Below are 13321 nucleotides of genomic sequence, written 5' to 3'. Positions count from 1 at the left end.
ACTTTAATCCAGCCTTTTGCGCGGCTTTCTGTGTTTTGCCTTCAGCGCGCCGCTTCGGCAAGGCGCGCACCCAGCCACACCAGCACCATCCCACCCACCAGGGTGACGCCCAGATACAGCGGCACCATCGCGCCGCGCCCGCCGCGCGCAAACACCAGGGTTTCCATCATCAAGGCCGAGAACGTGGTGAGCCCGCCCAGCAGCCCCACGATCAGGAACGCGCGCCAATAGGCTGCCTGGCTGCCGCGCGTCTGCAGCCACATCATCAGGTAGCCGGCGGCGAACGCGCCGACCAGGTTGGCGGTCAACGTTCCCCACGGAAACCCATGGCCGAACTGGCGCAGCATGGCGTCGCCGATCATGAAGCGCAGCGCCGCGCCCAGCGCTCCCCCGGCCATCACCAGCCCCAGCTGCTGCCACCAGAGGGTAAGGCCGTCCATCACTGCCCGCCCTTGTCGGCGCGCGCCTGCTCGCGCGCTGCACGCAGCCGGTCCAGCTTTTCCTTCAGCTTGATTTCCAGTCCGCGCGCGACGGGCTGGTAATACACGCGCTCGCCCAGTGCATCCGGGAACCCGGTCTGGTCCAGCGCGATGCCGCCTTCCACGTCGTGGTCGTACTGGTACGCCGCGCCGTAGCCGAGGTTCTTCATCAGCTTGGTCGGCGCGTTGCGCAGGTGCAGGGGCACCTCTTCGGTGCCGCTGTCGCGGACGTCGGCCTTGGCCTGGTTGAAGGCGGCGTAGCCGGCGTTGGACTTGGCGGTGCTGGCCAGGTACAGCACCAGCTGGGCGAAGGCCAGTTCACCTTCGGGGCTGCCCAGTCGTTCGTAGATGTCCCAGGCTTCCAGTGCCATCGACTGCGCGCGCGGGTCGGCCAGGCCGATATCCTCGATCGCCATGCGGGTCAGGCGCCTGGCCAGGTAGGACGGGTCGCAGCCACCGTCCAGCATGCGCGTCAGCCAGTACAGCGCGGCGTCGGGGTTGGAGCTGCGCACGGACTTGTGCAGCGCCGAGATCTGGTCGTAGAACTGCTCGCCGCCCTTGTCGAACCGCCGCGTGCGGTCGGCCAGCACCTGCTGCAGCATCTCCGGGCTGATCCTGCCGCCGTCACCGCCGGCCAGTTCCGCGGCAATTTCGAGCAGGGTCAGTGCGCGGCGCACGTCGCCATCGGCGGCGGTGGCGATTTCCAGCAGCGACTCGGCCGCCACCTGCACCGGCTCGGCCGCCAGCCCGCGCTCGGCATCGTCCAGCGCGCGCTCCAGCGCCTCCACGATATCGGCCGGCGACACCGCTTCAAGCACATGCACACGGCAACGCGACAGCAGCGCCGAGTTCAGCTCGAACGACGGGTTTTCGGTGGTGGCGCCAACGAACACGATGGTGCCGCGCTCGATATGCGGCAGGAACGCATCCTGCTGGGCCTTGTTGAAGCGGTGCACCTCGTCCACGAACAGCACCGTGCGGCGCCCCTCGGCGAACCGCTGCGCCGCTTCGGCCAGCACCTGACGCACGTCGGGCAGCCCGGACAGCACGGCCGAGATGGCGCGGAATTCGGCATCGGCGTAATGCGCCAGCAGCAGCGCCAGGGTGGTTTTGCCGCAGCCCGGCGGCCCCCACAGGATCATCGAGTGCACATGCCCGGACTCGACCGCGCGGCGCAATGCACTACCGGGCGCGAGCAGGCGCTTCTGCCCCACCATCTCGTCCAGCGTCTGCGGGCGCATCCGCTCGGCGAGCGGACGCATGTTGTCCCGATCCACGGTCAGCAGATCGGGCCCATTGAATGTCGTTCGATTTCTGGCCACGCGCCTATTCTACCGTGGCCGGGCGTGCGCCGATCCAACGCATCGGCATATGCCCGTGACCGCAGCCCCGTAGAGCCGGGCTCTGCCCGGCTGCCGTTGATCGTGCGGTTGCGCCCCAGCCGGGCAGAGCCCGGCTCTACTGGCCGATGACGTCGGTGCCCTTGGGCGGCGCGAAGCTGAAGGTGCCCGCGGCGAAGCCCGGGTTGCGCTTCCAGCCGGTGAAGGTGATCACGGTGCGCTGGCCAACGGCGTCCACCACTTCCATACGGGCCAGGCCCTGCGCGTTGAAGCCCAGGGCGGCGTACTGGAAGGCGGTGTCGGTTTCACGCTTGGGGCTCAGCGCGAGCCACTGCAGGCCGTCGCGGGTGGCCGCCTCTTCACTGACGTCGTACTGCTTGTCCAGCAATGCCGGGTTGATCAGCGCGGTCAGCGGGCTGTTCTGCTCTTCGGCGCCCTGTGCACGCACGGTGGCCTGCTCCAGGTCCGGCTCGTACACCCACACCTTTTTGCCGTCGGCCACGATCAGCTGTTCGTGCGGCTTGATGTACTCCCAGCGGAACAGGCGCGGCGCCGACAGCGCGACCCGGCCGCTGGTGTTTTCCTTGACCTTGCCCTTGCTGTCGAACACCTGCTGGCTGAACTGCCCGTCCAGGCCCTTCAGGCCCTGGGTGAAGCGGTTGAGCTCATCACGGGCACCAGCCCAGGCAGACGCTGAGCCCACACTGGCCATGACCAGGGTGGCGGCAACCAGGTAGCGACGGAAAGTGGTGTGCATGCGAGGTATCCGAACAGATGGGAAGGATGGAGTGCAGTGTGCCCAGCCAAACCTGAATGGGCGATCAGGCATAGTATGCGCCGCGCCGCTGCGCCCGCCTACCGGTGGCGCAGGGTCAGGGACTGACCTGGACCGTCTTCAGGTCGCCATACACCACCTGGCCGCGGAACCCGCGCCGGACCTGCTGGTAGAGCGCGCGGAAGGCCGGGTAATCCTGCGCTTCGCACAGCGCCTGCGGCCCGCGTACTGCCCGCTGGTGCAGACGATGGTGGGCGGTGATGACCTGGCCGTCACGGGTCCAGTCCAGCCGGTACTCACCGGCGGCATTGCGGAACTGCTGACTGCGCGGGATGGCCACGATCGGCACGCCGGCCGGGAACTGCAGCCGGTAGGTTTCCTCGCGCAGGCTGTCGGTGCAGTAGAACGGGGTGTCGTTGGTCGGTGCCGAGGTGGTGGTGTAGATGTCGCGGAACGATTCGCCCCGGGCGCATCCGGCAGCGGCATGCCACCGACCGCACCGAAATCCACGTAGTCACTGGCATGGAAGTCGTAGCGGTAGTTGAACGGCCGGGTCAGATCCTGCGGATCCCCCAGCAGGGTCAACGTACCGCTGCCGTCGAACCCGGACGAGGCCATGATCGACTCCTCCACCCGGGCGCGGTTCTGTGCGTTGAGGCGGGCAAAGGAACCGCGCATGCCGATCTCGCTGATTTCGCTGGGCTGCTGCACGGTCTGCCCGCTCAGGTTGCCCGCCGCATCGAAGCGGAAGCCCACCTCCAGCCCGTTGCCGTTGCGCGACGCATCGTTTTCCGGCGTGCGCGCCACGGTGGCCTGGCGGGTCAGCAGTACCGGCGCGCCAAGGTCGCCGTCGGGCAACTGGCCAAAGCGGGCGTAGGCGCTGGTGGAATCCAGGTACAGGTCGAATTCGGGTCGGCTCCAGCCCGCCGTTGCCCAGGTACACCGCCACGTAGCGGATGTTCTGCGACACCCAGCGATACAGCGCGGCGGCCTGCTCCCGACGGTCGGCGATGCCGGCGGTGAGCTGGTCGGCCAGCGCCTGGATGCCGGGCGTCACCTTCGCCGCCTCGCCGCCCTTGAGCTGGTAGGCACGGGCCACCTGGGCCCAGTCGCGGTAGGTGCTGGCCATGATGGTCGGGCTGAACTCCCAGGCCGCGGCCGACCAGTTCTGCGCCTGCATCGGCGTGCGCCGCTGGTAATGCCACTCCCAGTGCGCCTGCCCGTCACGGATGATGGGAGTGTCACTGCCCTGCACGCCGCGTTGCTGCACGAACATCGGCATGGCGGCAGGCGCCGACAGCGTGACCCGTGCGTCGTCGTACTGGGTGAACACGCTGAAGGTTTCCCACAGGCCGAAATAGCCCGGGAAGTACGGCGTGTTCTGGGTCCGCCGGGTCTGGTACACCACCCGCGTGCCGGGGGCCAGGTTCGGAAACACCACCACCCGCACCTTGCGGTCGGCATACATCGCCGCGGCCGCGCTGGAGTAGCTTTCCTGGGTATAGATGCGATCGGCCGGTACGTCGCGGCGCTGGCCATCGGCGGTCAGCGTATAGGCCGCCAGCACGTCCAGCGTCTCCATCTTTTCGCTGTAGCTCAGGCGCACCTGGCTGAACTGCTCGACGGCCGCCTTGGTCTTGAGCAGGATCTCGTACTCTTCGGTCTGCACGTTGCCCGCATCGGGGCGCACGGCATAGTCGGCGCGATAGCGCACGAAACTGAAGTTGTTGCTGGCCTGCGCGTCGGCGCCCTGCTCCACTGGCGCCGCTGCAGCAGGGGACGTGGCCGGGACTGCCGGCGTCACACCGGCATGCGCGGCGGTCGCCATCAGCGCCAGCCCGCCCACCACCCACCAGACCATCGGCTTCATTGCGCTTCCTTGGGACGAGGGTGCCGGTGACGGAGCCCGGCGGTGACGCAACTGGGCAGAGCGCGGGGATGGAACAGCCGGACAGAACCCGCGGATGGAGCAGCCGGGCAGCGCCCGGCTCTACTTGGGGGGGGCGGCGCGAGCACGCTGCGGTCGCCGTTGTGTTCGGGCGGGCTGACCACGCCGGCCATTTCCATCGCTTCGATGAGGCGCGCGGCGCGGTTGTAGCCAATCTTGAGCCGGCGCTGCACGCCGGAGATCGAGGCGCGACGGGTTTCGGTGACGATGCGCAGCGCTTCGTCATACAGCGGGTCGGACTCATCACCGGCACTGCTGCTGGCTTCGGGCAGGCCACCGGCCCCCACCACCACGCCGTCGCCCATCATCTGCACTTCGTCCAGCACGCCGCTGATGTAGTCGGCCGGGCCGCTGGCCTTGAGGTGCTCGACCACGCGGTGCACTTCCTCGTCGGACACGAACGCGCCGTGCACACGGTCCGGCAGCGCGGTGCCGGGCGGCAGGTACAGCATGTCGCCGTGGCCCAGCAGCGTTTCGGCGCCGGACTGGTCCAGGATGGTGCGCGAATCGATCTTGGAACTGACCTGGAAGCCGATGCGGGTGGGAATGTTGGCCTTGATCAGGCCGGTGATCACGTCCACCGACGGGCGCTGGGTGGCCAGGATCAGGTGGATGCCGGCTGCACGGGCCTTCTGCGCCAGACGTGCGATCAGTTCTTCGACCTTCTTGCCGACGATCATCATCATGTCGGCGAATTCGTCGATGAAGATCACGATGAACGGCAGCGTCTCCAGCGGGCGCGGGGCTTCGCCCAGCTCCGGGTTCGGCTTGAACAGCGGGTCCATCATCGGCTGCCCGGCGTCCTCGGCGTCCTTGACCTTCTTGTTGAAGCCGGCCAGGTTGCGCACGCCCACCGCGCTCATCAACTTGTAGCGCCGCTCCATTTCGGCCACGCACCAGCGCAGGCCGTTGGCGGCTTCCTTCATGTCGGTCACCACCGGCGCCAACAGGTGCGGGATGCCCTGGTAGACGCTCAGCTCGAGCATCTTCGGGTCGATCATCAGCATCCGCAGGTCTTTCGGCGAGGCCTTGTACAGCAGGCTCAGCACCATGGCGTTGACCGCCACCGACTTGCCCGAACCGGTGGTACCGGCCACCAGCAGGTGCGGCATGCGCGCCAGGTCGGCCACGGTCGGGCGCCCGGCGATGTCCTTGCCCAGCGCCAGGGTCAGCGGGCTGGCCGACTTGTCGTACTCCTTGGAGCGCAGCAGTTCGGACAGGTAGATCATTTCGCGGGTGACGTTGGGGATCTCCAGGCCGACCACCGACTTGCCGGGGATCACGTCGACCACGCGCACGGATTTGACCGACAGGCCGCGGGCGATGTCCTTGTCCAGCGAGCTGATCTGGCTGACCTTGATCCCCGGTGCCGGCTCGATCTCGAAGCGGGTGATCACCGGGCCGGGGTATGCGCCCACCACCTGCGCTTCGATGCGGAAGTCCTTGAGCTTGAACTCGATCTGCCGCGACAGGGTCTCCAGGGTGTCCTCGTCGTAGCCCTTGGGCTGCGGCTTGGGATCATCCAGCAGTGCCAGCGGCGGCAGGTCCGAGCCATCACCGTTGACGCCGCGGAACATCGGAATCTGGGTCTCGCGCTTGGCACGATCACTCTTTTCCAGCACCGGCTCAGGACGCGGCTCGATCTTGACCGGCTCGCGCTTGGCCCGCACCTCGGCATCGACCTTGCGCACTTCCTGGCGCTCTTCGCGCATGGCGCGGGTCTGCTGCCACTCGGTGGCCTGCTCTTTCTTCTTGTTGAACAGCGGCGGCAGCGCCAGCACCCAGCGACCGATCTTCTCCATCACCACGAACCAGGAGATGCCGGTGGCCAGGGTGATCGACGCCAGCAGCAGCACCAGCACGAACAGGTTCGCGCCCAGCGCACCAAAACCGGCGCTGAGCGAGTTGCCGACCAGCCGCCCGAGAATGCCGCCGGCATGGGCCACGTCACCGGTGAACAGGCGCACATGCAGGAAACCGGTGCCGGCGATCAGGAAACCGACCAGCCCGACCAGACGCAGCGCCGGGTCCAGGTCATGCTCGCCCTTGCTCTCGCGCTTGAGGCCGAACATCGCGATCCAGGCCAGCGCGCCGAGCACGATCGGCAGCACGAAGGCGATGTAGCCGAACAACTGCAGCAGCACATCGGCGATCCAGGCGCCCACGCGGCCGCCCATGTTGTGCACCGGGGCTACCACGCTGCCGGTATGCGACCAGCCCGGATCGGCGGCCGAATAGGTGAACAGGCTGGCCACCAGGTACAGCAGCGCTGGGGCGATCGCGATCAGCCCGAGGTCGCGCCACAGCCGTTGGCGACGCGGATTGTCGGCAGGCGCAGGCGCGGCTGCCGCTTTGCGCGACGGTTTGCTGTCAGGAGACTTGGATCGTTCCGGGAGCTGCTTCGCCACCTTAGACCACACCTTGGGAATGCACTGTTAGTGCTTGATAATAAACGACTGGCAGGCACCCCGGTAGGTCTGGGCCGCTGGTGGGCATGCCCGCCCGGCCCGGCCCGTGTCAAAACTCCGGCACGGGGCCCGCCACACGCCCTGCAGGTTCCACCGTTCCACCGTTCACCTTGAATCGCCCTGCCCCTGCCGCCACTCTATGACCTGTCCCGGACGTCCCGCAATGCACCGCCGGCGCCCCATCCCGTCACCTTTACGCGAGTCTACATGAGCAATTCCACGCCCTCCCGCCACCAGAAGCTCGTCATCCTCGGCTCCGGCCCGGCCGGCTGGACCGCCGCCGTCTACGCCGCCCGCGCCAACCTCAAGCCAGTGGTCATCACCGGCCTGCAGCAGGGTGGCCAGCTGATGACCACCACCGAAGTGGACAACTGGCCGGGCGATGCACATGGCCTGATGGGTCCGGACCTGATGGCGCGCATGCAGGCCCATGCCGAGCGCTTCGAGACCGAGGTGATCTTCGACCACATCCACACCGCCGACCTGGCCCAGCGTCCGATCAGGCTGATTGGCGACAGCGCCGAGTACACCTGCGACGCGCTGATCATTGCCACCGGCGCCACCGCCAAGTACCTGGGGATTCCGACCGAAGAGGAATTCAAGGGCCGCGGCGTCTCCGCCTGCGCCACCTGCGACGGCTTCTTCTACCGTGACCAGGACGTGGTCGTGGTGGGCGGCGGCAACACTGCCGTGGAAGAGGCCCTGTACCTGTCCAACATCGCCCGCAAGGTCTACCTGGTCCACCGCCGCGACACCCTCAAGGCGGAAAAGATCATGCAGGACAAGCTGTTTGCCAAGGTGGCCGCCGGCAAGATCGAGACCGTGTGGCACCACCAGGTGGACGAAGTGCTGGGCAACGAGGCCGGCGTCACCGGCGTGCGCGTCAAGTCCACCCTGGACGGCAGAACCCGCGACATCGAGGCGCACGGCTTCTTCGTGGCCATCGGTCACCACCCCAACACCAGCTTGTTCGACGGCCAGCTGACCATGAACAACGGCTACCTGGACATCCGTTCGGGCCTGGGCGGCAACGCCACCCAGACGTCGGTGGAAGGCGTGTTCGCCGCCGGCGACGTGGCCGACCAGCACTACCGCCAGGCGATCACCTCGGCCGGTTTCGGCTGCATGGCCGCGCTGGACGCCGAGCGGTATCTGGATGCAAAGGGCGACCTGGGCTGAGCCCCGGCCGACCCCTGCATTCTCTGAAGGCCGGCGCGATGCGCCGGCCTTTTTCATGTGTCACCAGGAAATGGACGGGACCGTCCCGGAGCACCTCAGGAACTGCGGATGCACTGCTGCCGATGCCGCACCGGCTCGGACTTCACCCCGTCATCGTCCACCAGCGAGGTTTCCCAGAACAGCGGTGCCGAGCCATAGTTGTTGCAGACCAGTCCAACCGTGATCGGCGCGGCCCGTGGCGCTTCCAACGTGGTCTCGGTGCCACGGCAAACCCAGCCGGGCGGGCAGCCGACATTGCGGGTGATGACCCGTAAGGGATACTGCGGATAGCCCTCGAACGGCACCTCCACTTCGCGGGTGGTGCCTTGGTACATGGTGACGGCCTCGATGGCGTCACCCTTGAGCGGCTTGCAGTCCTTGCCGTCTCGGAACAGCCAATAGCCCTTTTCGACGCCTTTCATGGCGGTGGTGCGGAAGAGCGGGTCCTGCAGCGCAGCAGCATCCGTCGCATTGGTGTGGAACGCCACCTCCACGACTACCGAAGGCATCTGCGCGAATCTGTTTTCACCGTGCGCCGCAGTTGAGGGCGAGGTCGAAATGGGGAAATCCGCGTAACCCTCCTGAGCAGTGATCATTTCTTTCATATAGCACAAGGTCAGCGCCGCCAACTCGCGGTCATTCGGCTTGCTGGCGTGGTAGTACACCCGTGTGCCGCGCGCCGTGTCGGTGTCGTCGGCGTTCGTGTGGAGGCTGATCATGGCCGCGGCCCCAAGATGATTGGCGTAATACGGCCTTGCCCTGATGTCGTCGCTCACCTCACGATCGTTCTCCGTGCTGTTTGCGAAGTGATTCCAGATGTCAGCTCTTTCTGGCAGCAATGCCCTGAGGTGATAGCGTGCCGACATCTCTTCCCAGGCCTGCATGGATTCCGGATGAAGCTCAAGTCCACCGCGCCGAGCCCGGTGCACGGTCACCGCACTTCGGTCCTGAAGCAGCTGCTGCAACTCTTCTGCGTATCGCGGCGTAATCAGATCTTCCTGTATGCCAAGCGACAAAGGGCGCTGAAACTTCCATTCCCCGCCCGGATGGACTCGGATCCAGCCGTGCCCTGCAGAAACCATCACACCGGCCTGCAGAACAGGCAATAAGCTCCCAGCGCTACCTGCATCAGAAGCGGCCGGAAAATGGTACTCGAATGGCTTGCCTTCATACAGAATCCTTACCTCTACATCCTCAAGCCCTGCTCGACTCGCATGGGCACCTAACGTATTGCTGATGTATTGCTCGATCTCCTCTGTGGAACTGTTGTCTTCGGCGGGGAGGAAGCCTGGCCCGAAGTTGATCGTCATGATTTCCTGTTCAATGTCCACTTGAGCCGACACCGTTACGTTGGCCGCCCGGGAGCGCTGGATGCGATCTGTATCCAAGAGCCGCTGCGCCTCACGGCTGAGCAGAAGATCCAACGCAGCATCGCCCACACCAACCGGAGATGGATCGCCATCGCGTTGGCGCGCCAATGCCGAATCCGGCGCACAGCAACAGGCAAGCAGCAGGGTCAGTGCGGTCCTGCACAAGAGACCAGGTGTAGTCACTTCATTTCCTTGACGTTGAAATCGGGGCGCGCCAGTTCATAAGTACGGCGCCTGATCACCCTGCCCTTCAGCCCGGCGGCAAGCGGTGCGCTACTGCCCAGGTGTGGAAAGTCGTCGCACAAGGTTTCAATCGCTTCATCAAGAGGCATTCATGGCGGTCCAATACACCTTCTTTCCATCGCACTGCCCTATCCTTCCCCCATGCCCGATACACGCTTCCTGCATCACCTTTCCGATCGCCCGGCCCCGGCCTGGGACGCCCTGCACGTGTGAGGGTTCGCGCTGTGCCCGCCAATCCTTGTAACCATGGCGGAAATACCACCCGTGACCGGCCGACACGACGACAGGCCCAGTGATCGCGTTTCGGGGAAGCCTGGGAGCCACAGAGAGTGCATCGCGCGGATACTGCTCCTCAAAACGCCTGCCGTTGTAACGGAACTCCACACCCGACGCGGGATGAATGGGGCGCGCCTCATCAAGCACGTCATTCATCAAATATCCCTGGATGTCCTCCAGCTGTGCTCCCCCCGTTTCCGGCAGCGCCCCGCCCGACAGATTCACTATGATCGTGCCGGTCTCAAGGTCAAACTGCGCCATCGCAGTCGCGGGGAGGCGCAGTTCTGGCTTTCCCGACAAACGATTGAGGGCACGCTGGGCTGCGCTCGACAACAGTGCATCGAACTCCGCGTCGCCAACGATGTCGCCCCGCTGCGGCGACGGGCTGCGACTCTCGGATGCACCCGCGGCGAAGAACATCAGGATGCCAACTCCGCCAAGCGCCCACCTTGTGTATGTCACTCTCCACTCCTTAGATTGAAACTCTCCGCCCTGAGTGGCGGCGCATTCCATCGTCCTCGTCCAGAACCTATGCTTCCAAGCCTTGGATCTCACTATGAGGCGCACGACGAGACACAGATCTGATCGCATCTACAGCCTTCATGGACCGCACCTTAAACACACGGTCACCGGACAACCTGCCCTATCCTTCCCACATGCCCGATACACGCTTCCTGCATCGCCTGTCCGATGTCCCCGCCACCGCTTGGGATGCCCTCCATGACGGCAGCAATCCGTCTGTCAGCCAAGCGCTCCTGGCCGGCCTGGAAGACCATGGCTGCCTGCGCCCGGAATGGGGCTGGCGACCGCGCCACTTCACGCTGCAGGAGGGCGACACGCTGGTCGCCGCCATCCCGGGCTACCTGAAGGACAACTCGCATGGCGAGGTGGCCAGTTGATGACCACCACCGAAGTGGACAACTGGCCGGGCGGCGCACAGGACAAGCTGTTTGCCAAGGTGGCCGCCGGCAAGATCGAGACCGTGTGGCACCACCAGGTGGACGAAGTGCTCGGCAACGAGGCGGGCGTCACCGGCGTGCGCGTCAAGTCCACCCTGGACGGCAGCACCCGCGACATCGAGGCGCACGGCTTCTTCGTGGCCATCGGTCACCACCCCAACACCAGCCTGTTCGACGGTCAGCTGACCATGAACAACAGCTACCTGGACATCCGCCCGGGCCTGGGCGGCAACGCCACCCAGACCTCGGTGGAGGGCGTGTTCGCCGCTGGCGACGTGGCCGACCAGCACTACCGCCAGGCGATGACCTCGGCCAGCTTCGGCTGCATGGTCGCGCTGGACGCCGAGCGGTATCTGGACGCGAAGGGCGACCTGGGCTGAGGCCTGGCGTTGATCGATTGCGACACCCCAAGGCCGACGCCCTGCGCCGGCCTTTTTCATGGGACACCTTGCCGCGCTGCCAGCGGTCTCCACGCATGGCGTGGGTCTACGCGGGTATTGCCCGGCCCGCGTCACCGGCCATCGTAGATCCACGCCATGCGTGGATGCTCTTCGCCCGGGGTCATGCGCGGCCCTGTACGACCCGGTCTGGAACAATGCAGCGTTTGTGGCCTGCAACGACCCGCTACGAGCTGCGTATGCACTGCTGTTGATGACGGACAGGTGCCGATTTGACCCCGTCGTCATCCACCAGCGATGTCTCCCAGAGCAGCGGCGCGGAGCCATTGTTGTTGCAGGTCAACGCGATCCTGAGGGGTGTCTCTTGCGGCGCCTCGATCGTGACCTCATTACCTCGGCAGACCCAGCCAGGTGGGCAGCCGACATTGCGGGTCACGATGCGCAGCGGATACTGCGGGTACCCTTCGAATGGAACATCGACTTCACGGGTGGTGCCCTGCGACATGCTGACCGCTTCGATGGCATCGCCCTTGAGCGGCTTGCAGTCATTTCCTTCCCGGTAGAGTCGATAGCCCTTCTCGACGCCCTTCATCGAGGCTGTGCGGAAGATGGGATCCTGGAGAGCGGCAGCATCCAGCGCATTCGAGTGATACGCCACTTCCACGATCACGGACGGCATCTCTGCAAACCGATTTTCACCATGACCCGCGGCTGCCGCAGCCATGCGAAGCGGAAAGTCCTCATAGCCATCCTGGGCAGTGATCAATTCCCTCATGTAACACAGCATCATTGACCCCAGTGCACGATCATTGGGCTTGGTCGGGTGATAAAACACTTCCGACCCGCGCGCTGCTTGATTGTCGCTTCCATTGGTATGGATGCTTATCATTCCCTCCACGTCGAGGAAATTCGCGTAATACGGCCTCGCTCGGATGTCATCATTGACCTCACGATTGTTTGCAGTGCTGTTCGCGAAATGGTTCCAGATATCAGTGCGATCAGGCAACAGACTTCTGAGATGATAGCGCGATGACATCTGCACCCAAGGCTGCATGGACTCTGGATGCACCTCCTGCCCGCCGCGTCGAGCGCGATGTACAGTTGCAGCGCTTCGCTCCTGCAGTAGTTGCTGCAGGTCATCAGCAAAGTCCGGCGTGATCAGATCCTCCCGAATGCCGTTCAGCAAGGGCCGCTGGAGCGCCCAATCTCTCGACGGGTGAACGCGAATCCATCCATGACTGGCTGAAATCAACACCGTCCCAGGCAAGGCGACGCGCACCCCGACCTGCCGTTCTGCTGGCGAGGGGAAGTAATGTTCGAAGGGTCGGCCGTCGTACAGGATCTGAATCTCCACTTCCAGCTGGACGATCTGCTCCATGTAGTACCGAAGTGAGCCACTGATGTTCTGCTCAATCTGCTCGGTGGAACTGTCGTCTTCATCTGGCAGGAAGCCTCGGCCAAAATCAATGATGACTTTCTTGCGGGCAATGTCAGCCCGGGCCATGACTGTCACATCGGTCGAACGTGATTGCTTCATCCGATCCAGGTCAAGGATGCGCTGCGCTTCCCGGGTAAGAAGAAGGTCCAACCCCGCATCGCTTTCCACGTCGATTGATGGAGCTCCCTGGCGCGCAGCTGCCCAATGGGATGCGAAGGTGCAGGCAAACAACAATGCAAGGACCGTCCGGCGCAGATGGCAGGATATCTTCATCTTCATCTTCATTTCCTTGATATTGAAAGTAACGCGCCTCCATGAGACCGGCGCCTATCCACCCTGCCTCGCGATCCAGCGTCAGGCGTTGCGCCACTACTCAGTTAACGGGAGACGCCTCGCAACGTTTCAATCA

General features: G+C 64.9%; 8 protein-coding genes and 4 pseudogenes. 3 read left to right on the top strand and 9 right to left on the bottom strand.

Annotation, left to right across the window (positions count from 1 at the left end; all coding sequences use genetic code 11):
- Positions 1-41: 41 nt before the first annotated feature.
- From crcB to ACZ0AE_RS09710, 5 genes and pseudogenes are all read right to left on the bottom strand, one after another.
- Positions 42-440 carry a fluoride efflux transporter CrcB gene (gene crcB / locus ACZ0AE_RS09730; protein WP_038688376.1) on the bottom strand — a complete coding sequence of 133 codons (399 nt, stop codon included), beginning with the start codon at positions 438-440 and terminating at the stop codon, positions 42-44.
- Complete coding sequence (locus tag ACZ0AE_RS09725) at positions 440-1741, bottom strand: replication-associated recombination protein A (protein ID WP_244880110.1); 1302 nt, start codon at positions 1739-1741, stop codon at positions 440-442. Before ACZ0AE_RS09725 ends, crcB begins: the two co-directional genes overlap by 1 nt.
- A gap of 196 nt (positions 1742-1937) precedes the next feature.
- Complete coding sequence (lolA, locus tag ACZ0AE_RS09720) at positions 1938-2576, bottom strand: outer membrane lipoprotein periplasmic chaperone LolA (RefSeq protein ID WP_463600935.1); 639 nt, start codon at positions 2574-2576, stop codon at positions 1938-1940.
- 115 nt (positions 2577-2691) lie between these two features.
- Positions 2692-4422, bottom strand: a pseudogene (locus ACZ0AE_RS09715) (DUF3857 domain-containing protein).
- 167 nt (positions 4423-4589) lie between these two features.
- Positions 4590-6950 (bottom strand): annotated as a pseudogene (locus tag ACZ0AE_RS09710) (DNA translocase FtsK); the annotation flags it as partial.
- Positions 6951-7217: 267 nt separating this feature from the next.
- On the opposite strand from ACZ0AE_RS09710, the gene trxB reads away from it, so the two are divergent.
- A complete protein-coding gene (trxB, locus tag ACZ0AE_RS09705) occupies positions 7218-8189 on the top strand; it encodes a thioredoxin-disulfide reductase (RefSeq protein ID WP_463600934.1) in 972 nt (323 codons plus the stop codon).
- Positions 8190-8284: 95 nt separating this feature from the next.
- Here the strand turns inward: trxB and ACZ0AE_RS09700 are convergent, their stop codons facing one another.
- The 3 genes from ACZ0AE_RS09700 to ACZ0AE_RS09690 all read right to left on the bottom strand — a co-directional run bounded on the left by ACZ0AE_RS09700 (position 8285) and on the right by ACZ0AE_RS09690 (position 10537).
- On the bottom strand, positions 8285-9706 hold the full coding sequence (locus ACZ0AE_RS09700; protein ID WP_463600933.1) for an N-acetylmuramoyl-L-alanine amidase family protein: 1422 nt from the start codon (positions 9704-9706) through the stop codon (positions 8285-8287).
- A 71-nt stretch (positions 9707-9777) separates the two neighbouring features.
- Entirely contained in the window at positions 9778-9930 is a 153-nt protein-coding gene (locus tag ACZ0AE_RS09695; protein ID WP_463600932.1) for a hypothetical protein, read from the bottom strand.
- On the bottom strand, positions 9920-10537 hold the full coding sequence (locus tag ACZ0AE_RS09690; RefSeq protein ID WP_463600931.1) for a hypothetical protein: 618 nt from the start codon (positions 10535-10537) through the stop codon (positions 9920-9922). The genes ACZ0AE_RS09695 and ACZ0AE_RS09690 overlap by 11 nt, the downstream gene beginning before the upstream one ends.
- A gap of 236 nt (positions 10538-10773) precedes the next feature.
- Here ACZ0AE_RS09690 and ACZ0AE_RS09685 point away from each other — a divergent pair.
- Positions 10774-11004: pseudogene (locus ACZ0AE_RS09685) on the top strand (peptidogalycan biosysnthesis protein); the annotation flags it as partial.
- A gap of 50 nt (positions 11005-11054) precedes the next feature.
- A pseudogene (locus ACZ0AE_RS09680) lies at positions 11055-11456 on the top strand (NAD(P)/FAD-dependent oxidoreductase); the annotation flags it as partial.
- Positions 11457-11700: 244 nt separating this feature from the next.
- Here ACZ0AE_RS09680 and ACZ0AE_RS09675 read toward each other — a convergent pair.
- The gene (locus tag ACZ0AE_RS09675) at positions 11701-13191 is read right to left on the bottom strand and encodes an N-acetylmuramoyl-L-alanine amidase family protein (protein ID WP_463600930.1); all 1491 of its coding nucleotides are present in this window, start codon (positions 13189-13191) and stop codon (positions 11701-11703) included.
- Positions 13192-13321 lie beyond the last annotated feature (130 nt).

This window comes from Stenotrophomonas sp. AC248, from assembly GCF_979258185.1.
This window is presented reverse-complemented; position numbering and strand designations above follow the sequence as displayed.

Bases quoted from the DNA above. Each gene is read 5' to 3' on its own strand.
- crcB (WP_038688376.1), bottom strand. From the start codon at position 440: ATGGACGGCCTTACCCTCTGGTGGCAGCAGCTGGGGCTGGTGATGGCC.
- ACZ0AE_RS09725 (WP_244880110.1), bottom strand. From the start codon at position 1,741: ATGCGTCCGCTCGCCGAGCGGATGCGCCCGCAGACGCTGGACGAGATG.
- lolA (WP_463600935.1), bottom strand. From the start codon at position 2,576: ATGCACACCACTTTCCGTCGCTACCTGGTTGCCGCCACCCTGGTCATG.
- trxB (WP_463600934.1), top strand. From the start codon at position 7,218: ATGAGCAATTCCACGCCCTCCCGCCACCAGAAGCTCGTCATCCTCGGC.
- ACZ0AE_RS09695 (WP_463600932.1), bottom strand. From the start codon at position 9,930: ATGCCTCTTGATGAAGCGATTGAAACCTTGTGCGACGACTTTCCACAC.
- ACZ0AE_RS09690 (WP_463600931.1), bottom strand. From the start codon at position 10,537: ATGTTCTTCGCCGCGGGTGCATCCGAGAGTCGCAGCCCGTCGCCGCAG.
- ACZ0AE_RS09675 (WP_463600930.1), bottom strand. From the start codon at position 13,191: ATGAAGATGAAGATATCCTGCCATCTGCGCCGGACGGTCCTTGCATTG.